Source organism: Streptomyces sp. NPDC030820 (assembly GCF_055572075.1).
The window spans coordinates 198,950-218,251 of the sequence record NZ_JBVIEB010000015.1 but is presented as its reverse complement, the minus strand read 5'-3'; the positions used below and the strand labels follow the sequence as shown (position 1 = coordinate 218,251).

General features: G+C 72.9%; 16 protein-coding genes. 11 read left to right on the top strand and 5 right to left on the bottom strand.

The annotated features are described in order from the left end of the window. Positions 1-11 precede the first annotated feature (11 nt). The 10 genes from ACZ418_RS34665 (at position 12) to ACZ418_RS34620 (ending at position 13,092) form a co-directional block, all read left to right on the top strand. Positions 12-1,127: a ketoacyl-ACP synthase III family protein gene (locus ACZ418_RS34665; protein WP_468371043.1), complete on the top strand. Its 1,116-nt coding sequence runs from the start codon at positions 12-14 to the stop codon at positions 1,125-1,127. Further along, positions 1,124-2,845, top strand: coding sequence for a (2,3-dihydroxybenzoyl)adenylate synthase (locus tag ACZ418_RS34660; RefSeq protein ID WP_468371042.1), 1,722 nt, complete (start codon positions 1,124-1,126; stop codon positions 2,843-2,845). The genes ACZ418_RS34665 and ACZ418_RS34660 overlap by 4 nt, the downstream gene beginning before the upstream one ends. Positions 2,846-2,927: 82 nt before the next feature. Continuing rightward, on the top strand, positions 2,928-3,266 hold the full coding sequence (locus tag ACZ418_RS34655) for a phosphopantetheine-binding protein (RefSeq protein ID WP_468371040.1): 339 nt from the start codon (positions 2,928-2,930) through the stop codon (positions 3,264-3,266). Next, a complete protein-coding gene (locus tag ACZ418_RS34650) occupies positions 3,266-4,804 on the top strand; it encodes an amidohydrolase family protein (RefSeq protein ID WP_468371039.1) in 1,539 nt (512 codons plus the stop codon). The genes ACZ418_RS34655 and ACZ418_RS34650 overlap by 1 nt, the downstream gene beginning before the upstream one ends. After that, positions 4,801-5,598: a 2,3-dihydro-2,3-dihydroxybenzoate dehydrogenase gene (locus ACZ418_RS34645; protein ID WP_468371038.1), complete on the top strand. Its 798-nt coding sequence runs from the start codon at positions 4,801-4,803 to the stop codon at positions 5,596-5,598. The genes ACZ418_RS34650 and ACZ418_RS34645 overlap by 4 nt, the downstream gene beginning before the upstream one ends. 62 nt (positions 5,599-5,660) lie before the next feature. Further along, complete coding sequence (locus tag ACZ418_RS34640) at positions 5,661-6,356, top strand: isochorismatase family protein (RefSeq protein ID WP_468371037.1); 696 nt, start codon at positions 5,661-5,663, stop codon at positions 6,354-6,356. After that, positions 6,353-8,311 (top strand): anthranilate synthase family protein, encoded by a 1,959-nt coding sequence (locus ACZ418_RS34635; protein ID WP_468371035.1) that lies wholly within the window; start codon positions 6,353-6,355, stop codon positions 8,309-8,311. The genes ACZ418_RS34640 and ACZ418_RS34635 overlap by 4 nt, the downstream gene beginning before the upstream one ends. Before the next feature lie 160 nt (positions 8,312-8,471). Next, positions 8,472-9,494: a ketoacyl-ACP synthase III family protein gene (locus ACZ418_RS34630; protein ID WP_468371034.1), complete on the top strand. Its 1,023-nt coding sequence runs from the start codon at positions 8,472-8,474 to the stop codon at positions 9,492-9,494. A 98-nt stretch (positions 9,495-9,592) separates the two neighbouring features. Beyond that, entirely contained in the window at positions 9,593-10,690 is a 1,098-nt protein-coding gene (locus tag ACZ418_RS34625) for a 3-deoxy-7-phosphoheptulonate synthase (protein WP_468371033.1), read from the top strand. 50 nt (positions 10,691-10,740) lie between these two features. After that, positions 10,741-13,092: a non-ribosomal peptide synthetase gene (locus ACZ418_RS34620; RefSeq protein ID WP_468371032.1), complete on the top strand. Its 2,352-nt coding sequence runs from the start codon at positions 10,741-10,743 to the stop codon at positions 13,090-13,092. Positions 13,093-13,170: 78 nt separating this feature from the next. Here ACZ418_RS34620 and ACZ418_RS34615 read toward each other — a convergent pair whose 3' ends face one another. The 4 genes from ACZ418_RS34615 to ACZ418_RS34600 all read right to left on the bottom strand — a co-directional run bounded on the left by ACZ418_RS34615 (position 13,171) and on the right by ACZ418_RS34600 (position 17,384). Then, on the bottom strand, positions 13,171-13,902 hold the full coding sequence (locus ACZ418_RS34615) for an alpha/beta fold hydrolase (RefSeq protein ID WP_468371031.1): 732 nt from the start codon (positions 13,900-13,902) through the stop codon (positions 13,171-13,173). Positions 13,903-14,033: 131 nt separating this feature from the next. Further along, on the bottom strand, positions 14,034-14,609 hold the full coding sequence (locus ACZ418_RS34610) for a YdeI/OmpD-associated family protein (RefSeq protein ID WP_468371030.1): 576 nt from the start codon (positions 14,607-14,609) through the stop codon (positions 14,034-14,036). Positions 14,610-14,633: 24 nt separating this feature from the next. Further along, positions 14,634-15,812 carry a 3-hydroxybenzoate 6-monooxygenase gene (locus ACZ418_RS34605; protein ID WP_468371028.1) on the bottom strand — a complete coding sequence of 393 codons (1,179 nt, stop codon included), beginning with the start codon at positions 15,810-15,812 and terminating at the stop codon, positions 14,634-14,636. Positions 15,813-15,923: 111 nt separating this feature from the next. After that, positions 15,924-17,384 carry an MFS transporter gene (locus ACZ418_RS34600; RefSeq protein ID WP_468371026.1) on the bottom strand — a complete coding sequence of 487 codons (1,461 nt, stop codon included), beginning with the start codon at positions 17,382-17,384 and terminating at the stop codon, positions 15,924-15,926. A gap of 177 nt (positions 17,385-17,561) precedes the next feature. Between ACZ418_RS34600 and ACZ418_RS34595 the strand changes: the two genes are divergently transcribed. Continuing rightward, the gene (locus ACZ418_RS34595) at positions 17,562-18,134 is read left to right on the top strand and encodes a CGNR zinc finger domain-containing protein (RefSeq protein ID WP_468371024.1); all 573 of its coding nucleotides are present in this window, start codon (positions 17,562-17,564) and stop codon (positions 18,132-18,134) included. A gap of 17 nt (positions 18,135-18,151) precedes the next feature. Here the strand turns inward: ACZ418_RS34595 and ACZ418_RS34590 are convergent, their stop codons facing one another. Then, positions 18,152-19,297, bottom strand: coding sequence for an acyl-CoA dehydrogenase family protein (locus ACZ418_RS34590; protein WP_468371023.1), 1,146 nt, complete (start codon positions 19,295-19,297; stop codon positions 18,152-18,154). Positions 19,298-19,302: the final 5 nt, after the last annotated feature.

Sequence of the window (19,302 nt, the reverse complement as noted above, 5' to 3'; positions counted from 1 at the left end):
AAGTCGCCGGCATGGACATATGGCTGGCGGGTGTCGGCAGCTGGCTTCCGGACGCCGTCACTACCGAGGAGGCTGTGGCCCACGGCTGGTACGACGCCGCCGACCGGGACACCTCCGGCATGCGGGCCGTTCGGGTCGCCGGTGAGCTGCCCGCCCCCGACATGGCCGTACGCGCCGCGCGCACCGCCCTGCGCCGCAGCGCCGCCACCGGGCTCACCCCGGACGACTTCGGGGCGCTGCTGCACTGCGCCACCTACCACCAGGGGCCCGACGGCTGGTCCGCGCCGCACTACGTGCTGCGGCACACCCTCGACCGTCCGATCGGCGCCGCCCAGATCGGGCCCGGCTGTCTCGGCATGCTCGCCGCACTGGAGTTGGCGGCACACCGGCTGGCCGCCGATCCCTCCCGGGATGCCGTCCTCGTCACCTCCGGCGACAACTTCTCCGCCCCCGTCGTGGACCGCTGGAACTCCTCCAAGCTGTTCCTCCTCGCGGACGGCGGTGCGGCCGCCGTCGTCTCCCGGCGCGGTGGGTTCGCCCGGCTGGTGTCCATCGGCTCGGCATCCGCGCCCGCGCTGGAGGAGCTGCACCGCGCCGGCGAGCAGCTCTTTCCGCCCGGCATCACCGTCGGCCGCTCGCTCAACTTCGAGGAGCGCAACGCCCATCTGCGCCGGCAGTGGGAACAGGGGACGGCCGCGCCGAGCGTGCACTTCGGCGAGGTGGTCGCCGACACCGTCGACCGCGTCCTCGACGAGGCCGGCACCAGCCTGGAGAAGGTGGCCCGCGTCTGCCACACCGGGTACGCCAAGGGAGCGCTGCACAGCATCTACCTCGCACCCCTGGACATCGGACCCTCCCACGGCACCTGGGAGTTCAGCCGGGACATCGGCCACGTCGGCGCCGCCGACCCCTTCATCGCCCTGGAGCACCTGTGGACCCGCGGCGAGGTCACGCCGGGCGACCACGTGCTGCTCCTCGCGGCCGGGCCCGGCATGGAGGTCGCCTGCGCGGTCGTGGAGATCACCGGTGAGTACGCGGACGACCAAACGGACGGCCAAACGGACGGCCACACGGTCGGCCCAACGATCGACCGGACGAACGACATGGTCAAGGAGGACGACCGATGATGCTCGACGGCTGCACACCCTGGCCCGCCGAGACCGCCGAGCGCTACCGCCGCGCCGGGCTGTGGCGCGGCATCGACCTCGGCTCGCTGCCCCGCGCATGGGCCGACGCGTACGGCGCCGCCACGGCCCTCGTCGCCGGCCCGGAGCGCATCAGCTACGAAGAACTGGCCGACCGGGTCGACCGCAGGGCCGCCGGGTTCGTCCGTGAGGGAGTGCGGCCGGGCGACCGGATCGTGCTCCAGCTGCCCAACGTCGCACAGTTCGTGGAGACGGCCTTCGCCCTGTTCCGGGCCGGCGCCAAGCCGGTGTTCTCGCTCACCTCGCACCGCGCTCAGGAGGTGCGGCACCTGTGCGAGCTGTCGGGGGCGTCCGGGTATGTGGTGCCCGGCCTCTTCCGCGGCTTCGACCACACCGCCCTCGGGCGTCAGCTCGCAGCCGAACTCCCCGCGCTGCGCCGGGTGTTCGTCATGGACGGTACCGGCGGCACGGGCGCCGCGGACGGCGACGGCCTGGTCGTACCCCTGGAGAAGGTCGACGCCGAGCCGCTGCCGTTGCCCGCCAACGACCCGTCCGACGTGGCCTTCTTCCTGCTGTCGGGGGGTACGACCGCGTTGCCGAAGCTCATTCCGCGGACCCACGACGACTACGCGTACCAGACCCGCACGGTGGCCGGGCAGTCGGGACTCGGACCCGGGTCGGTCTATCTCGCCGCGCTGCCGGTGGAGTTCAACTTCGCCTGGGGCTGTCCCGGAGTCGTCGGCACACTGTCGTCCGGTGGGACCGTCGTGCTCGCGCCCGATCCCACCGCCGACGACTGCTTCCGGCTGATCGAGGCCGAGCGCGTCACCCTGACCTCGGTGGTGCCGACCGTGGCCCGGCTCTGGTTGGAGGAGCGGCAGTGGTCCGACGCGGACTTGTCCAGCCTCGAGGTCCTGCAGATCGGCGGGGCCCGGCTCGAACCGGAGCTGGCCGCGCGGATCGCGCCGGAACTCGGATGCCGGCTGCAGCAGGTGTTCGGCATGGCCGAGGGGCTGCTCACCATGACCCGGCCGGACGACGATCCGCACGCCGTGCTGCACACACAGGGGCGGCCGGTGTCGGAGGCCGACGAGGTGCTGATCGTCGACCCGTCGACCGGTGCACCGGTTCCGGTCGGTGAGGCCGGGGAGCTGCTGACCCGCGGGCCGTACACCCTGCGCGGCTACTACCGGGCTCCCGAGCACAACGCGCGGGCCTTCACGGAAGACGGGTTCTACCGCACCGGCGACCTGGCCGGCATCACCCCCGAGGGGCGGCTCGTGGTCGAAGGGCGGATCAAGGACGTCGTCATCCGGGGCGGGGACAAGATCGCCGCCGGGGAGGTGGAGGCACACCTCGTCACCGTTGCGGGTGTCGCCGCGGCGGCCGTCGTACCGGTGCCCGACGAGTTCCTCGGGGAGCGGATCTACGCGTTCCTCGTCAGCCGGGCCGAGGAGGAGGCGCCGCCGCTCAGCGCGCTCAAGGCCGCGCTGCAGGAGCGGGGGCTGGCCGACTTCAAGCTGCCGGACCGCGCCGAGTATGTGGCGGACCTGCCGCTCACACCGCTCGGGAAGATCGACAAGAAGGTCCTGTCGGCGGCCGCCGCCGACCCGGAGTACTCCCGCGACTGGGGGCAGGCCCGGCGCACCCCGGCTGCTGCGGCCGTCGCGCCCGCCCCTGTTCCGGCACCGACGAGGTGACGCCCCTTCGACACCGACGAGGCGACAGGCCCGCCCCGGCGCCGCCATCACCGCCCGCATCGACACCCACGAGGTGAACACCATGACCGTACCCACCACCCCAACTCCTGTCCCTGCTGCCTCTTCCTCCCCCACTTCCTCCGTACGGCCCCGCGCCGCCCGCCGCACCACCCCGCTCTCCCTCGACGAGCTGCGGCGTGACGTCGGCCAGGCCATCGGTGTCCCGCCCGAAGAGATCGACGGTGACGCCCATCTGGTGCACCTCGGGCTCGGGTCGCTGGAGGCCATGCTGCTGGTGACCCGGTGGCGTCGGCAGGGCATCCCCGTCGACTTCGCCGCGCTCACCGGCGCCCCGACCCTCGACGCCTGGCACCGGCACCTCGGCGAGGCGTGGGCCGTGCGTGAGACGGGAGCGGCGTGATGGCCGCCCTGCTGATCCGTGGCGGGGTGCTCTACCTCGCGGACGCCACCGACCGGGTCGTGCCCGACGGCGCCGTGCTCGCGGCGGACGGCCTGATCGTCGCCGCCGGTCCGAGCGCCGAGGTCGAGGCGGCGATCCGGCCGGAGCACCGAGCCGGCGGGCTGCGCGTCATCGACGCCCACGACCGGATGATCCTGCCCGGCTTCGTCAACGCCCACTGGCACGAGATGTTCGCGATGCGCTTCCCCTTCAAGGGCGCGCTGCGTTCCGCCTCGGACCGCGACGACAAACCGGTGTTCATGGCGCTGGGCGGCGACGTGCCGCAGATCTCCGTCGTCTTCGACGCCTTCCACGACCATGTCGACCGGCTCACCCCCGACGAGGCCCTCGCCATCGCCCGCTACTCGATGTGGACCCAGCTGCGCTCCGGTGTGACCACGCTGGGCGACGTCGGCTCCCTCAACCAGCCGCAGGCGCTGGCCCGGGCCGCCCGGGGTCTGGGGATGCGGGTCACGGTGAGCACCTGGGCCGCCGACGCGGTCTGCGCCCCCGGCGACAGCCGCTTCCGGCGCACCCGCGACACCGACCTCGAGCTCCAGCGCATCGAGGAACTGCTCGACGAGTGTGCTGCCGACCGCGACGGTCTCGTCCGGGCCTGGCCCACCGCCGTCTACGGCACCAACATGAGCGACGAACTCGCCGCCGGGTTCGCCGACCTGATCGCCCGCTACGACGTCCCGTTCGCCACCCACGTGGGCGCGCTGCGCAACGAGGCCGACGTGATGCTGGCCTACTACGGTGCCACTCCGGTACGGCGGTTCGCCGACGCCGGGCTGCTGTCGAACCGGTTCATGGCGGTGCACTGCGGCTTCGCCGACCCGGGGGAGCGGGCGCTGCTCATCGACGCGGGCGCGCACATCAGCCACTCGCCCGCGAAGTACGGGCAGGCCGGCGAGTCCACCGTCTCCGAGACCCGGGTGATCCCGGAGTTCCGGCGGGCCGGGCTGGACGTGTCGGTGTCGACCGACGGGGCCGCCGTACCGCTCGGCGGGATGCCGGAGGCGATGCGGGCGGTGTGGCAGCTCTACAACGAGATGTACGCCGACCCGACCGAGGTGCTGCCCACCGACGCCCTCGCGATGGCCACCCGGCTGCCCGCCCGGGGCCTGGACCAGGGCGAGCGGATCGGCAGCCTGGAGCCGGGCAAGCAGGCGGACCTGCTGCTCGTGCCCGCCGGCGACTGGCGCTATCTGCTCAATCCGCGCCCTTTGGAGGGGTTCCTGTCGCTCGGCGGCTCCATGGACGTGGAGACCGTCGTCGTCGCCGGCCGGGTCCTGATCGAGGACGGCCGCTCCACGGAGCTCGACGAGGACGCCCTGGAGGCGGAGTACCTGGAGGCCCTGTCCTCCTTCACGGTGCGCTGCCTGGGCGTGGACGCCGACACGGTCGCGGCGGTGCTGCGCCGCCGGACCGAGACGCTCGAACGGCGCCGCCGGGCGGCGGCCGCACATCACACGGGATGGAGGCAGACGGGATGAGCGAGTCCAAGGTGCAGGCCGCCCTGTACGGCAGTACGGCCCTCGTCACCGGCGCCGCCGGCGGCATCGGTGCCTCCGTGGCCCGCGAGCTTGCCGCCGCCGGTGCCCGGGTCGCCCTGCTCGACGCCGACGGGGCCGCCCTGGAGCCGCTGGTGAAGGAGCTGGAGGCCGACGGGGCGAGCGTGCTGGCGCTGGCCGCCGACGTGCGCTCCAGCGCCGAGGTGGACGCCGCGGTGGAGCGCGCCGAGGCCGAACTCGGGCCGCTGGACCACCTGGTGAACGCGGCCGGGGTGCTGCGCACCGGGGAGGTCACCGGATACAGCGACGAGGACTGGGAGTTCACCTTCGCGGTCAACGCCACCGGCGTCTTCCACGTCAGCCGGGCGGTCGTCGGACGGATGGTGCCGCGCCGCTCGGGCGCGGTGGTGACCGTCGCCTCCAACTCGGCGGGCGTACCGCGCTGGACCATGGCGGCCTACGCGGCGTCGAAGGCGGCGGCGACCAGCTTCACCCGGACCCTCGGCCTGGAAGTCGCGCGGTACGGCATCCGCTGCAACGTCGTCGCGCCCGGCTCCACCGAGACCCCGATGCTCACCTCGATGTACGCCGACGGCGACTTCGCCCGGCCGTCCGTCGAGGGCTCACCGGACACCTACCGGGTGGGCATCCCGCTGGGCCGGCTCGCCCGGCCCGAGGACGTCGCGCACGCGGTGCTCTTCCTCCTCTCCGAGCAGGCCGCGCACATCACCCTGCACTCCCTCGTGGTGGACGGCGGCGCCGCGCTCGGAGCCTGACCACACCGGGCCCGTCCGGCCGGCCCCTGCTTCCCCCGACCCGCTCAGACCCTGGAGCCACCATGGCGATCCCTCTCATCGACCCCTATCCGATGCCGACGGAGGACGAACTTCCGCGCAACACAGCCTCGTGGACGGTCGATCCCGCCCGTGCGGTGCTGCTCGTCCACGATCTGCAGAACTACTTCCTCAGCCCCTTCGGGTACGGCGGTGCGGACACCGGCCGGCAGCCGCTGACCGATCTGCTCGACCACACCGAGGCCCTGCGCGGGGCGTTCGCGGCGGCCGGCGCGCCCGTGGTGTACACCGCCCAGCCGGGCGGCATGAACGACGAGCAGCGCGGGCTGCTCAAGGACTTCTGGGGCGCCGGGATGAGCGCGGACGACGAGCACCGCGCCATCCCGGAACGGATTGCCCCGGGCCCCGGTGACGTGGTGTTCACCAAGTGGCGGCCGAGCGCGTTCTGCCGTACCGATCTGCTGGGCATGCTGCGCCGCACCGGCCGCGACCAGCTGGTGATCTGCGGGGTGTACGCCCATGTCGGCATCCTCATGACCGCGCACGAGGGCTTCTCGCAGGACATCCAGACCTTCGTGGTGAGCGACGCGATCGCCGACTTCTCCGCCCGGCGGCATCGGGAGACGCTGGAGTACGTCGCGGGCCGCTGCTCGGTCACCCTGCCGACGCGGGCCGTGCTGGACGCGATGGGCACGACGGCCGAGACGGCGGGGGCCGCGATGGCGGGGGGACGGTCATGACCGCGCACCCGATCCTCGAGCGCGTCCTCGGCGCCGACCCGCCCCCGTTCGCGCTGCTGCACCGGCCCGGCGCGACGGGGCCCGACCGGATCGACGTACTGACCGGGCGGGTCGCCGTACACGAGCTGATCTCGGACGTCCCCCTCGCGGAACCCCGTGCGGACGAGCCGGCCGGAGAGCGGCACGAGGTGCTCGCGCTGTTGCCGTACCGGCAGATCCGCGAGCGTGGCTTCGCCTGTGTCGACGACGGGGCGCCGCTGATCGCCCTGGCCGTGGACGACCAGGCGGTGCTGCCGCTGGGGGACGTCCTCGAACAGCTGCCGGACGTGCCGATCACGATGGACGAGGGCCGCTTCGACGCCGACGACGAGGAGTACGCCGCCCGGGTGCGCCGGGTGCTCGCCGAGGAGATCGGGCGGGGCGCGGGCGCCAACTTCGTGCTCCGGCGGTCCTTCACGGCGCGGATCGAGGGCTGGTCGGCGCGGACCGCGCTGTCGTTCTTCCGCCGGCTGGCCGGCCGCGCCCCGGGCAGCCACTGGTCGTTCGTCGTGCACACCGGGGAGCGCACCTTCGTCGGCGCCTCGCCGGAGCGCCATGTCAGCCTGGACGCCGGCCGGGTCGTCATGAACCCGATCAGCGGCACGTACCGCTATCCGCCGGGCGGGCCCGTCCCCAAGGAGGTGCTGGCCTTCCTCGCCGACCCCAAGGAGGCGGGCGAGCTGTACATGGTCCTCGACGAGGAACTGAAGATGATGGGCCGGGTCTGCGACCTCGGCGGAAGGGTCACCGGGCCGTTCCTGAAGGAGATGGACCGGCTCGCCCACACCGAGTACCTCATCGAGGGCCACAGCTCCCTGGACGTACGGGAGATCCTGCGTGAGACGCTGCTCGCGCCGACCGTCACCGGCGGCCCGCTCGAGAGCGCCTGCGAGGTGATCAGCCGTCACGAACCGGAGGGGCGCGGGCACTACGCGGGGGTCGCGGCTCTGATCGGCCGGGACGGCTCGGGGGCCCGGCGGATGGACTCGGCCATCCTCATACGTACGGCGGAGATCGACGCGGCGGGCCGGGTTCGGATCCCGGTGGGCGCCACCCTGGTCCGCGACTCCGACCCGGTGGCGGAGGCCGCGGAGACCCGGGCCAAGGCGGCCGGGCTGATCGAGGCGCTGCGGGCACCGGCCGGCGCGCGGCCGGGGTCCGCCGCCGGACGGCCGGAGCCGCTGGCCGCGCATCCGGCGGTGCGGGCGGCGCTGGCCGAGCGCAACCGGCCGCTGGCCGGCTTCTGGTTCGAGGACCCGCGCGAGCGGGCCCGGCCGTCGGCCGCGCTGTCCGGGCGCCGGATCCTGGTGATCGACGCCGAGGACACCTTCACCCACATGGCTCGCCATCTGCTCCAGGCGCACGGGCCGTACGTCGACGTACGCCGGCACGACGACGAACTCCCGCTCGACGACTACGACCTGGTGATCGTCGGGCCCGGTCCGGGTGACCCCCGGGAGACGGCCGACCCGAAGATCGCCCGGCTGCGCGGGGTGACCTCGCGGCTGCTGCGGGACGGCATCCCGTTCTTCTCCGTCTGCCTCGGGCACCAGGTGCTCAGCACGCTGCTCGGGCTTCCGCTGGTGCGCCGCAGCGTGCCCAGCCAGGGGGTGCAGCGCACGATCGACTGCTTCGGGCGCCGTGAGCCCGTGGGCTTCTACAACACCTTCGCCGCGCACAGCGCCCAGGACCTCGTCGAGTGCCCCGAACGGGACGGTCTGGTGCGGGTGTTCCGCGAGGCGGACGGCGAGGTGCACGCGCTGCGCGGGCCCGGCTTCGCCTCCGTCCAGTTCCACCCCGCGTCGGCGCTGACGCGGCACGGTCCCGAACTGCTCAGGGAGCTGATCGCGGAGCTGCTCGGTGAGGTAACGGGCCCTTATCGAGGGGCCGTTGTCTCGGCCTCGATACCGGCATAACGTTTTTGATGGTAGCGGGCCGGCCGATCGTGCCGGGCCTTCGTACCGCTCGACCTCTTCCCCCCGCCCCAGCATCTCTGTTCCCGCAGCCCCAGCACCCCCTTGTCCCGCCGCCCCAGCACCTCTTATCCCGCCGCCCCACCCTGGAAGGAACCGTCCGATGCGCTTCGACAACATCTGGATCGCCGGCACCGGAGGAACCCTCGGCGCGTTCGAGCCGGTGGCCGCGGCGGTCGCCGACGGCCGGTACTCGGCCGAGGCCGCCGAGAGCACCGGCATGGTCAGTTACGCGCGGGCCACACAGGCGCCGCCCGAGATGGCGGTGACCGCGGGCCGGCAGGCCGTCAAGGAAGCGGCGGAGAAGGGAGCGCGTGTCGACACCGACACCCTGCTGCTCCACAGTCACGGCCACTTCCAGGGCATCGACCTGTGGCCCGCCGCCTGCTGGATCGCCCGGGAGCTGCTGGGGCAGCACGTCGACTCCACTCCGACGACGGTCAACGCCTGGTCCAACGGCTCCCTGGCCGCGCTCGACGTCGCCGCCTCCACGCTGATCGCCCGCCCGGACGTGCCGTCGGTGCTGATCACCCTGGCCGACCGGTTCGCGCCGCCCACCGACCGCTTCTACACCTCCCCCGGCATGATCTTCGGCGACGGCGCCGCCGCCGGGGTCGTCACCCGTGACACCGGGCGGCTGCGGCTGCGCTCACTGGTGAGCCGGACCGACACCGTCCTGGAGGGACTGTCCCGGGGCGCCGAGCCGTTCCGCACGGTGCCCGAGGGGCAGCCCGACATGCGGCGCAGGACGCGTGAGTTCCTGGCGTCCGGCGAGGTCACGCTCAGGGACGTGCACACCCGCGTCGCCGACTGCACCCGGCAGGTGGTCGGACGCGCCCTGGGCGAGGCCGGCATCACGGCCGACGAGATCGACTGGTTCCTGACCCCGTTCGTCGGCCGGACCCTGTACCGCGAGAGCTTCATACGGCCGCTCGGCATCACCCCGCGCAACACCGTGCACGAACTCGGCCTGACCATCGGCCACCTCGGCCCCTGCGACCAGATGTACGGCCTCGATCACCTGCTCAGGAACGACCTGCTGACCCCCGGCGACCGCATCCTCGTGATCGGCACCGGCATGGGCTTCACCTTCTCCGCCGCGGTCCTCACGGCCGACGGCGTCTGAGCGACCCGGCCCCCCCGCAGCACCAGACCGGCGCCGCCGCCCCACACGGCCTGCACCGCCCCGTCCGCACCCTTCGCCCAAGGAAACGGATCACGTCCATGACTCCCTTTCGTACCGCGAGCATCGCCCCGAACGCCCCCGCCGTCCCGGCGCCGGCGCCCCCGCGGGTGCTGCCCAGCCCGGACGCGCTGCGTCAGCAGATCCCCCTGTCCGCCCTCGCGAAGAAGACCACCGCGCTGGCCCGCCGCGACATCGGCCGGGTGCTCGCGGGCCACGACGACCGCATGGTCGTCATCACCGGCCCGTGTTCCGTGCACGACCCGGACGCCGCCCTCGGATACGCCGAGCGGCTGTCCGCGCTCGCCGCGGAGAGCCGGGACCAGCTGATCGTCGTCATGCGGGTGTACGTGGAGAAGCCGCGTACCCGGGTCGGCTGGAAGGGGCTGCTCAGCGACCCCGGCCTGGACGGTTCGCACGACCTGCCCGGCGGGCTCGGCCTCGCCCGCGGCCTGATGGCCCAGATCGCCGGCATGGGACTGCCCGTGGCCTGCGAGTTCCTGGACCCGCTGGTCCCGCCCTACCTGGCCGACGCGGTCGCCTGGGGGGCCATCGGGGCGCGCACGGTGCAGAGCCAGGTGCACCGCCAGTTCTGCAGCGGCCTCGGCATGCCGGTCGGGTTCAAGAACACGACCGACGGCGGGGTCCGGGACGCCGTGGACGCCGTCGTCGCCGCCTCCCGCGCCCATGTCTACCCGGGCATCGACGGTGACGGCCGGGCGGCCGTCGTCGCGACCCAGGGCAACCCCGACGGCCATGTGGTGCTGCGCGGTGGTGCCGACGGCCCCAACTACGGTCCCGCGCAGGTCGCCGCCGCGCTGGAGGAACTGGCCGCCGCCGGTCTGCCGCAGCGGCTGATCGTCGACGCCAGCCACGGCAACAGCAACAAGGACCACGAGCGGCAGCCGCTCGTCATCGCCGACATCGCCCGCCGCATCGCCGCGGGTGAGCAGGGGATCGCCGGCGTCATGATCGAGAGCTTCCTCACCGCGGGCCGCCAGGACCTCCAACTCGGCCGCACCGACCGCCTCGTGTACGGCCAGAGCGTCACCGACGCGTGCGTGGACTGGTCGACCACGGCCCACATGGTCGACGACCTGGCCGCGGCGATCGACACCCGCCGGGCCTCCGCCGCCTGAGCACACCCCCTGCAGTCCATCCGAAACAGCACCCGAGAGGAACCAATGCCGTGGCTGTCACCACGAGTTCGTCCCTGCCCCTGGCGCGCGTCCTGGACGGCGCGCGGAGCGGTGCGCTGCACCGGCGTGCCATCGACGCCCCCGCGGTCGTCGCCGAGCGGTCCGAGGTGTACGCGACGGCCGCCCTGGCGGCGCTCGTGCACAAGTACACGGGAGAGACCGATCTGCTGATAGGCCGCCGCCGGCAGCCGGGCGTCACCGAGACGGTCGCGCTCCGCGTCGACGGACCGACCACTGCCGGGGATCTCCTGCGCGCCGTACCGGAGGCCCCCGTCGCCGAAGAGGGCGGCACCGGACGGCCGGCGCACGCCGCCGTCGACACCGCCGGGCCCGCGTCGGCGGCGCTCGCCGCGCTGACCGTCTCCATGACCGGCGAGGGCCTGGAACTCGCCCTGGACGGCGACGAGTTCGACGCCGAGGCCGCCGACCAGTACGCCCGCCACCTGGAGCGGATCCTCGCCGCCCTGGCGGCCGACGCGGACGGCACGGTCCGGGACATCGCCCTGCTGACCGACGAGGAGCTGCATCGCACCCTGGTGGAGTGGAACGACACCGAGGGGCCGGTGGGCCCGGAGTACTTCCACGAGCTGGTCGCCGAGCACGCGCGCCGCTCCCCCGACGCGCTCGCGGTGATCCTTCCCGGCACTCGGCTGACGTACCGCGAACTCGACGGCCGGGCCAACCAGTTGGCCCATCGGCTCGCTGCCCGCGGCGTGCGTTCCGGCGACCGGGTCGGCGTCTGCTTCCCGCGCAGCGCGGAGAGCCTGATCGCGCAGCTGGCCTGCTTCAAGCTGGCCTGCGCGGCGATCCTGCTCGACAGCGACTTCCCCGCCGACCGCGTCCGCTACATGATCAAGGACGCCTCCGCCGCCGTCGTACTGACCCTCGCCGCCCACGCGGACAAGGTCAGCGGCCTCGCCCCGGTGATCGCCCTGGACACCGACGACTGGCGCACCGAGCCGGACACCGAGGTGAGCGAGCCGGTCGACGCGGACGACCTGATCCACATCTGCTACACCTCCGGCTCCACCGGCGCCCCCAAGGCCGTCATGGTCCGCTTCGGCGCCGCCCGCAACCTGATCCACAGCATGGCCGAACTGTGCGGCATGACCGCCGCCTCCCAGGGCACCTGGCTCGCCGCCCCCGGCTACGGGATGATCGAGGTCGAGTGCTTCCCCGTCCTCGCCCGCGGCGGGACCGTGCACATTCCCGACGTGTCGGTGGTCTCCTCCGAGCACCGCCTCCAGGAGTGGTTCCTGCGCGAGGGCATCACCACCACCCTGCTGATGAAGCCGATGGCCGAGCGGCTGTGGCGCCTGGAGTGGCCCGAGGACACCCCGCTCGAGAACATCCGCGTGTGCGGTGAGCGCATCCAGTCCTGGCCCCCGGCCGGCCTGCCGTTCCGGCTGATCAACCTCTACGGCTCGGCGGAGGCCACCGTCGTCGCCAGCTGCGACATCACCGAACTCGGCGAGCAGCTGGGTGCCGAGGGCCGGGCCCGCCGGCTGCCGCCGATCGGCCGCCCCACCACCAACGTCACCACGTACGTCCTCGACGAGGAGCTGCGCCCGCTGCCGCCGGGCCTCGTCGGCGAGCTGTGCATCGCCGGCGTCAGCCTCTCGGCCGGCTACCTGGGCCGCCCGGAGGCCACCGCCGAGAAGTGGATCCGCAACCCGATCGACCCCGCCCGCCACCCCGTGATGTACCGCACCGGAGACCTGGCCCGGTACTGGCCGGACGGCAGTATCGAGATCGTCGGCCGCACCGACAACCAGGTCAAGGTGCGCGGCAACCGGGTTCACCTCGGCGAGATCGAGGTCGTCCTCACCACCCTGCCGGGGGTCGACCAGGCCGCCGTACTCGCCCGTCAGGACGGGCAGGGCGACGTCCAGCTGACCGCATACGTCGAGCCCAGCCAGGGGACCGTGCCGTCGGTGCGCGACATCCGTCGCGGGCTGTCCCAGCGGCTGCCGTCGTTCATGGTCCCGGCCGTGTACGTCATCGGCGGGCTGCCCCTCAGCGTCAACGGCAAGATCGACCGTACCGCCCTGCCCGAGCCGCCGCGCTCGCGCCCCGAGCTCGACACCCCGTACCAGGCCCCCGCGGGGGAGCTGGAGGAGGCGCTGCTCGGGCTGTGTACCGAGGTGCTGGAACTCGACGGCGTGGGCGTGCAGGACAACTTCTTCGAACTGGGCGGGGATTCGCTGCGCGCCGCCCGGCTGACCGAGCTGGTGCGCAAGCGGTTCGTGGTGGACATCGAGATCGTCGACCTCTTCGACGAGCCGACCGTGGCGAGGATGGCGGCCCTGGTCGCGGACCGGGTCCCGGCAGCCGCCGCCTGACCGGACAGGACGTCAGAGAGCCCCGCCGGTTGAACCGGTGGGGCTCTGGGCGTACAGAGGCGGGCGTACGGGGGCGCTTCAGGCGGCCTTCGGCAGCGGCTGCGCAAGCCAGCCGTCGAGCGCCGCCATGAACTCGTCGTGGTGGCCGTACCAGGTGATGTGCCCGGCCCCCTCGATCGAGCGCACCTGTACGCCCCAGGCCGTGAGCCGCTCGACCGCGGCCGGCGGGACGAAGCGGCTGGGCTCGGGGTGGATCATCAGCGAGGGGACGTGCTCCGGCGGGGCGAAGTCCATCCCGGCCACCGAGGCGAACAGGCTCACCGAGGTGGCCACGTCGAACTGCTCGGCCGCCCGCGCCTCGACGACCCGATCCCGCTGCTGCCAGCCGGGCTCCTGCCGGTCGAGGGCGTCGAGCGTACGGCGCTCCTTCGCCTTGGTGTACGCCGCGGTGAGCGTCGGGGAGTCGAAGTCGGCCCGGCTGGGTCCGAAGGGCGTGTCGACGTACACCACCCGCTCGGGGGCCAGCCGGTCCAGGGCGGAGGCGAGCACGAAGGCCCCCATCGAGTGGCCGACGGCGAGCGCCGGAGCGGCCGGCACGGACTTCAGGAGAGCGGTGACGAAACTGTCCAGGTCGGCGTCGGGGTCGGCGGGGGAGAGGCCGTGGCCCGGGAGATCCACGGCCACCACCCGATAGCCGCGCTCGGCCAGCGCCGGGCCGATTTCCCACCAGCATTCCCCGTTGCTCAGCATTCCGTGGACGAGTACGGCGACCTGGTCGCCCGTGCCCCAATGGCGTACGTGAAGAGTCATGCCGGGAAGAATAGGGTCCGGAACACCGGAAGCCGGGGGTGTGCGGTGACGGATCCTTTATGGAAGCGAAAAGCCGCCGCCCGCTGTGTGGAGCCGGGCGACGGCTGTTTGGGTGACCGCTTTTGGGGGCGTCAGCTCTCGGCCGACTCCAGCTTCTGCATGATCTTCTTCAGCTGGGCGGCCCGGTTCTGCTCGCCGACCGCCTTGAGGAGCGGCAGCATCAGGCCGTAACGCGTGGTGCGGTCGAGCCGTTCGAACCGCTCGGCGGCGCCCGGCCGTTCGCTCAGCACCGCCGCCAGATCCTCCGGCACCTCGGCGAGGGCCTGTGATTCGTAGGCGGCGGCCCAGCGGCCGTCGGCCTGCGCGGCCCGGATCTCCGCCAGGCCCGGCTCGCGCATCCGCCCGGCTTCGATCAGCGCCTCTACCTTGCGGATGTTGACCATCGACCACACGCTGCGCGGCCGGCGCGGGGTGACCTTCTGCAGGAAGAAACGCTCGTCCAGCGATTTGCGCTGGCCCGGGATCCAGCCGTAGCACAGGGCCACGTCGAGGGCCTGGGTGGAATTGACCGAGGGGATTCCGGAGCCCTTCTTCGCGATTTTCAGCCACACCCCGCTCGACCGCGCGTGATGTTGTTCGAGCCAGTTCTCCAGGTCCTCCTCGGCGGGAAAGTGCAGCATTTCGGCGTCGTCGTGCTGGGCGGCCATACGGGCATCTGCCTTCCGTGCGCGTCAAACGGTGGTGAAGTCGGTGGCGCCGTGCAGCCAGGACACCACGTCGTACAGGTCCTCGGTGGAGTGCGAGGCGAGCAGCGCGTCGCGCTCGGCGGCGCGGACACCGGCCGCGTGGTACAGCTCGCTGCCCATCCAGCGGGCGGTGAGCGTGGTGCGGGCGGTGCGCTCGCGCCGTACGCCGTTGTACTTCTCCAGGCGCTGGGAGACGTCGGCCGGGTCGCAGCGCAGCAGTGCGGCGAGCACCACCGCGTCCTCCAGGGCCATGCAGGCACCCTGGGCGGCGTACTGGAGCATCGGGTGGGCGGCGTCGCCGGCCAGTGCCACCCGGCCGTCCACCCAGGTCTCGACCGGGTCGCGGTCGCACAGCACCCAGGTCCGCCAGTCCCGGCCGAGCTGAAGCACCTGGCGTGCGGCGTCGGACAGTTCGTCGAACTCGGCGAGGACCCGCTCGCCGGGGGCGGGGGTTCCGGTGATCTCGTGGACGGCGCCGTCGTCGCGGGTGGCGGCGAGGTTGAGGTAGGCGCCGGCGCCGATGGGATAGTGCACGAAGTGCCACTTCGGGCCCGCCCACAGGGTCACGGCCCGGGTCCGCAGCCGCTCGGGAACCTCGGACATCGGGATGACGGAGCGGTAGATGGTGTGGCCGCAGACGCGCGGCGCGCCGTCGCCGACGAGCTGCTCGCGGACGGCGGAGCGCAGGCCGTCGGCGCCTATGAGCGCCTGGCCGCGGAAGCGGTCGCCGGTGGCGGTCGTCGCGGCCACGTGGCCGCCGGAGTGCTCGTAGCGGGTCACGCGCTGACCGGCGATGAGCTCCACACCCGACTCCCGGCAGCCGTCGAACAGGGCACGGTGCAGGTCGGCGCGGTGTACGACGGCGTAGGGGTTGCCGAAGCGGGTGCGGTAGCTGCCGGTCAGCGGCATCGCGGCGACCCGGTGTCCGGTCGTACCGTCCATGAAGCGGAGTTCGTCGATGAAGTCGGCGCGGTCGGCCACGGCGTCGCGGACACCGAGGGCGTCCAGAGCGTGGAAGGCGTTGGGTGCCAGCTGGATTCCGGCGCCGATCTCGCTGAACTCGGGGCGGCTCTCCAGGACCGTCACCCGATGTCCGCTGCGGGCCTGGCCCAGCGCGACCGCCAGTCCGCCGATGCCGCCGCCCGCGACGAGTATGTGAGTCATGGCTCGTTCCTGATCCTCTCCGCATGCGTGTACCGGATGGGCGCGGCGGCCGGCCCTCCGGGGGAGCGAGGGCCGGCCGCGCGCGGGGGACGGCGGCGAACCGCCGGTGGACTACTGGGCCGCCACCGGCGCCTCGGCCGGGGTGCCCAGGGCCTCCTTGCCCGGGGCCGCGTCGGTCTGCGGGCGGGCTGCCGTGGCGACCGCCGTGCCGCGCAGGCCGAGGGCCGAGACCGCGACGATGCCGACGGAGAGCGCGGCGGTGAACCAGAACGCCGCGCGGAAGCCGTCGATCGGGATGGCCCGGACCGCGCCGTGCGCGATGCCGGCGAGCGCCACGCCCAGGGCGAGGCACAGGCCCACGCCCAGCTGGCGGCCGGAGTTGTACAGACCGGAGGCGAGACCCATCTGCGGCCCGCTGACCCCGCTGGTCGCGGCGACGGCCGTGGTGATCATCATGACCGTCACACCCAGGCCGAGCAGGACACCGCCGGGCAGCACCACCAGCAGGTACGAGCTGTCCGCCGTGACCTGCGCGAGCAGCGCCCCGCCCGCGGCGAGGAGCACACCGCCGAGGGTCAGCGTGTTGCGCGCGCCCAGCTTCTCGGTCAGGCGGATCACCGGGACGCTGGCGAGGAACACGACGAACGCCTGCGGGAAGAAGGCGAGTCCGGTCTTGACGGAGGAGTAGTGGAGCACCTGCTGCAGGTACAGGGTGATGAAGAAGGTGGACACCGACATCACACCGCCCGACAGGAACGCGATCACGTTGCCGGAGGACAGGCTGCGGTTGCGGAAGATCGACAGCGGCACGAGCGGAGCGGAGACCCGGGTCTGCACCACCAGGAAGGCGATCAGCAGCACGCCGCCGGCCGTCAGGGAGACGATGACCGGTGTCGTGCCCCAGCCCTTGTCCGAGGCGACGGTCAGGCCGTAGCTGAACGCGCACATCGCGGAGGTGACGAGGACCGCGCCGGGCACGTCGAGACGCGTGGACCGGGTCTGGTTGTGGTCGGCGACGAGCTTTCGCGCGGCGAGCGCGACCAGGACGATGCCGACCGGCAGGTTGACCAGCATCACCGCACGCCAGCTGATGTACTCGGTGAGCAGACCGCCGGCCGCGACACCGACGGAGAAGCCGGCGGAGGAGACCGCGCCGAAGACACCCATCGCCTTCACACGCTCCTTGCCCTCCGGGAACCCGGCGGCGATCAGCGCGAGGACGGCAGGGGAGACCGCCGCTGCCGCCAGACCCTGCAGCGCGCGGGCGGCGACCAGGACGAACGGGGCGGTGGCGAGGCCGCCGACGAGCGAGGCGAGGGTGAAGACGGTGAGCCCGGTGACGAACAGCCGCTTGCGGCCGATGACGTCCCCGGCCCGGCCGCCGAGCAGCAGGAACCCGCCGTAGAAGAGCGCGTAGGCGCCCACGACCCACTGCAGTCCGCTGTCGGTGAAGCCGAGGTCGCGCTGCATGCCGCCGAGGGCGACGTTCACGATGGCGAAGTCGAGGGCGAGCATGAACTGTGCGGTGCACAGCAGAAGGAGCGGCGGTCGCCCGCCGGTGTTCCCGGCCATGGGATTCCTTTCGTGGGGGGGAGATACGGAGGTGGAGATACGGAGGTGGAGATGGAGCGGTGGACATGGAGCGGTGGAGATGGATACCGGTCAACACGAGTGACCGGTAAGGTCTGCGGCATGAGTGGAATGCCGGCGCAGGCCACGGCGCCGAGTGCGCCGACAGGACGACCGAGGGTGCGGCAACCGGGGAACCGCGAGGTCGCGCCCGGTCGGCTCGCCCTGGTGCAGTCCTTCGTCAACAGCCTCAACGTGGAGTTCGGACCGGACGAGTTCGCCACCGTCGGGGGGATCACGCGCTGGCTTGAGGAGTACGGCCCCCCCGGCGCCGCCGACGGTGTCACCGAGGCGGACCGCAGGCGGGCGGTCGAACTCCGCGAGGCCCTGCGGGCGTTGCTGCGGGAGAACAACGGCGGTGCCCCCGACCCGGCGGCTCGCGCCGTCGTCGAGCGCGTCGCTGCGCACTCCCCGCTGGTCCTCGGCTTCGACGACGTGGGCCTGCCCGGCCTGCGGCCCGCCCGCGCGGGCGTCCAGGGCCTGTTCGGGCAGATCCTCGGGATCGTCGTCGAGGCGGCCAAGGAGGGCACCTGGCAGCGGCTGAAGTCCTGCCATGACCACCGCTGCGAGTGGGCCTTCTACGACCGTGCCCGCAACCGCTCCGGCCGCTGGTGCTCCATGGCGGTGTGCGGCACCCGTTCCAAGATGCAGGTCTACCGGCAGGGCCTGAAGGCCGACGCGGCGAACCGCTGAGCGCGGCAGGACGGCCGTCACGGCGCGTACTCCCTGCCCAGGACCAGGCGCGCCACCGTCAGCTTGGTCGCCGCCGCCGTGCCGTCGGCGAGCTGGAGGCCGATGACGTCCCGCAGCCGCTGGGCAACCGGCCCGTCCTCGCTCCAGCCCAGGTGCCCCATGGTCAGCAGCGCCTGGTGGGTGGCCTCCACGGCGGCCTTGGGCGCCCACCACTTGGCCATGTTCGACGGGATGCGGGGATCCCCGCCCCGGTCCGCCGTGCACAGCGCCTCGTAGCCGACCAGGCGCGCCGCGTGCAGCAGGGTGGTGTGCTCCACGAGCGGGAACGCCACCGACTGGAACCGGCCGAGGGGCTGTCCGAAGGCGGTCCGCCGGGTGGCGTGGGCGTACGCCTCGTCCAGGGCGGCGTTGCCCACCGCGATCGCCATCAGCGCGATGTACGCCCGCGAGACCCCGAAGCCGCGCATCACGGCCGCGAAGCCGCCGCCCGCTTCGCCGACCAGGTCACCGCGGCCGACGCGCACCCTGTCGAGGACGATACGGCCCCTGCCGCCGGCCCTGCAGCCCAGATCGGTCAGCCGCTCCCGGTGTATCCGCGCGTCGTCCAGTGGGATGTAGAAGGCGCTGATGCCGCGCGGGCCGTTCCCGCCGGTGCGGGCGAAGACCAGCGCGTGGGTGGCGTGCGCGGCGATCATGATCGAGGTCTTCTCGCCGGTCAGCACCCAGCCGTCACCGTCCGGCTCGGCGCTCATCCGGATGCCCGCCGCGTCCGTGCCGTGGTCGGGCTCGGTCAGCGCGAGGGCGACCACGGCCTCCCCGCGGGCGATCGGCGGCAGCCAGGCCGCCCGCTGCTCCGGGTTGCCGTTGTCGGCGAGGACACCGCCGATGAGCGCGGCGTTGAGCACCGGGAAGCAGACCGCGAGATCGGCCGCTGCCAGCTGCTCCAGTGCGATGCCCGCGCTGACCGCGTCGAGGCCGAGGCCGCCGTACTGTTCCGGGATGCGCAGGGCGAACAGGTCCGCGGCGGCCATGTCCGCGATCAGGTCCGGGCGGTAGGTGCCGGCGCGGTCCTGCTCCTGGCGGTGCGGGGCGATCTTCTCGGCGGCGAACCCGGCGACCCGCTTGGCCAGTTCGTTCTGCGCTGGGGTGAACGTGAAGTCCATCGAGG

Excerpts from the sequence above, each read along its gene's own strand:
- ACZ418_RS34665 (WP_468371043.1), top strand. The coding sequence starts at position 12 with ATGGACATATGGCTGGCGGGTGTCGGCAGCTGGCTTCCGGACGCCGTC.
- ACZ418_RS34660 (WP_468371042.1), top strand. The coding sequence starts at position 1,124 with ATGATGCTCGACGGCTGCACACCCTGGCCCGCCGAGACCGCCGAGCGC.
- ACZ418_RS34655 (WP_468371040.1), top strand. The coding sequence starts at position 2,928 with ATGACCGTACCCACCACCCCAACTCCTGTCCCTGCTGCCTCTTCCTCC.
- ACZ418_RS34650 (WP_468371039.1), top strand. The coding sequence starts at position 3,266 with ATGGCCGCCCTGCTGATCCGTGGCGGGGTGCTCTACCTCGCGGACGCC.
- ACZ418_RS34645 (WP_468371038.1), top strand. The coding sequence starts at position 4,801 with ATGAGCGAGTCCAAGGTGCAGGCCGCCCTGTACGGCAGTACGGCCCTC.
- ACZ418_RS34640 (WP_468371037.1), top strand. The coding sequence starts at position 5,661 with ATGGCGATCCCTCTCATCGACCCCTATCCGATGCCGACGGAGGACGAA.
- ACZ418_RS34635 (WP_468371035.1), top strand. The coding sequence starts at position 6,353 with ATGACCGCGCACCCGATCCTCGAGCGCGTCCTCGGCGCCGACCCGCCC.
- ACZ418_RS34630 (WP_468371034.1), top strand. The coding sequence starts at position 8,472 with ATGCGCTTCGACAACATCTGGATCGCCGGCACCGGAGGAACCCTCGGC.
- ACZ418_RS34625 (WP_468371033.1), top strand. The coding sequence starts at position 9,593 with ATGACTCCCTTTCGTACCGCGAGCATCGCCCCGAACGCCCCCGCCGTC.
- ACZ418_RS34615 (WP_468371031.1), bottom strand. The coding sequence starts at position 13,902 with ATGACTCTTCACGTACGCCATTGGGGCACGGGCGACCAGGTCGCCGTA.
- ACZ418_RS34610 (WP_468371030.1), bottom strand. The coding sequence starts at position 14,609 with ATGGCCGCCCAGCACGACGACGCCGAAATGCTGCACTTTCCCGCCGAG.
- ACZ418_RS34605 (WP_468371028.1), bottom strand. The coding sequence starts at position 15,812 with ATGACTCACATACTCGTCGCGGGCGGCGGCATCGGCGGACTGGCGGTC.
- ACZ418_RS34600 (WP_468371026.1), bottom strand. The coding sequence starts at position 17,384 with ATGGCCGGGAACACCGGCGGGCGACCGCCGCTCCTTCTGCTGTGCACC.
- ACZ418_RS34590 (WP_468371023.1), bottom strand. The coding sequence starts at position 19,297 with ATGGACTTCACGTTCACCCCAGCGCAGAACGAACTGGCCAAGCGGGTC.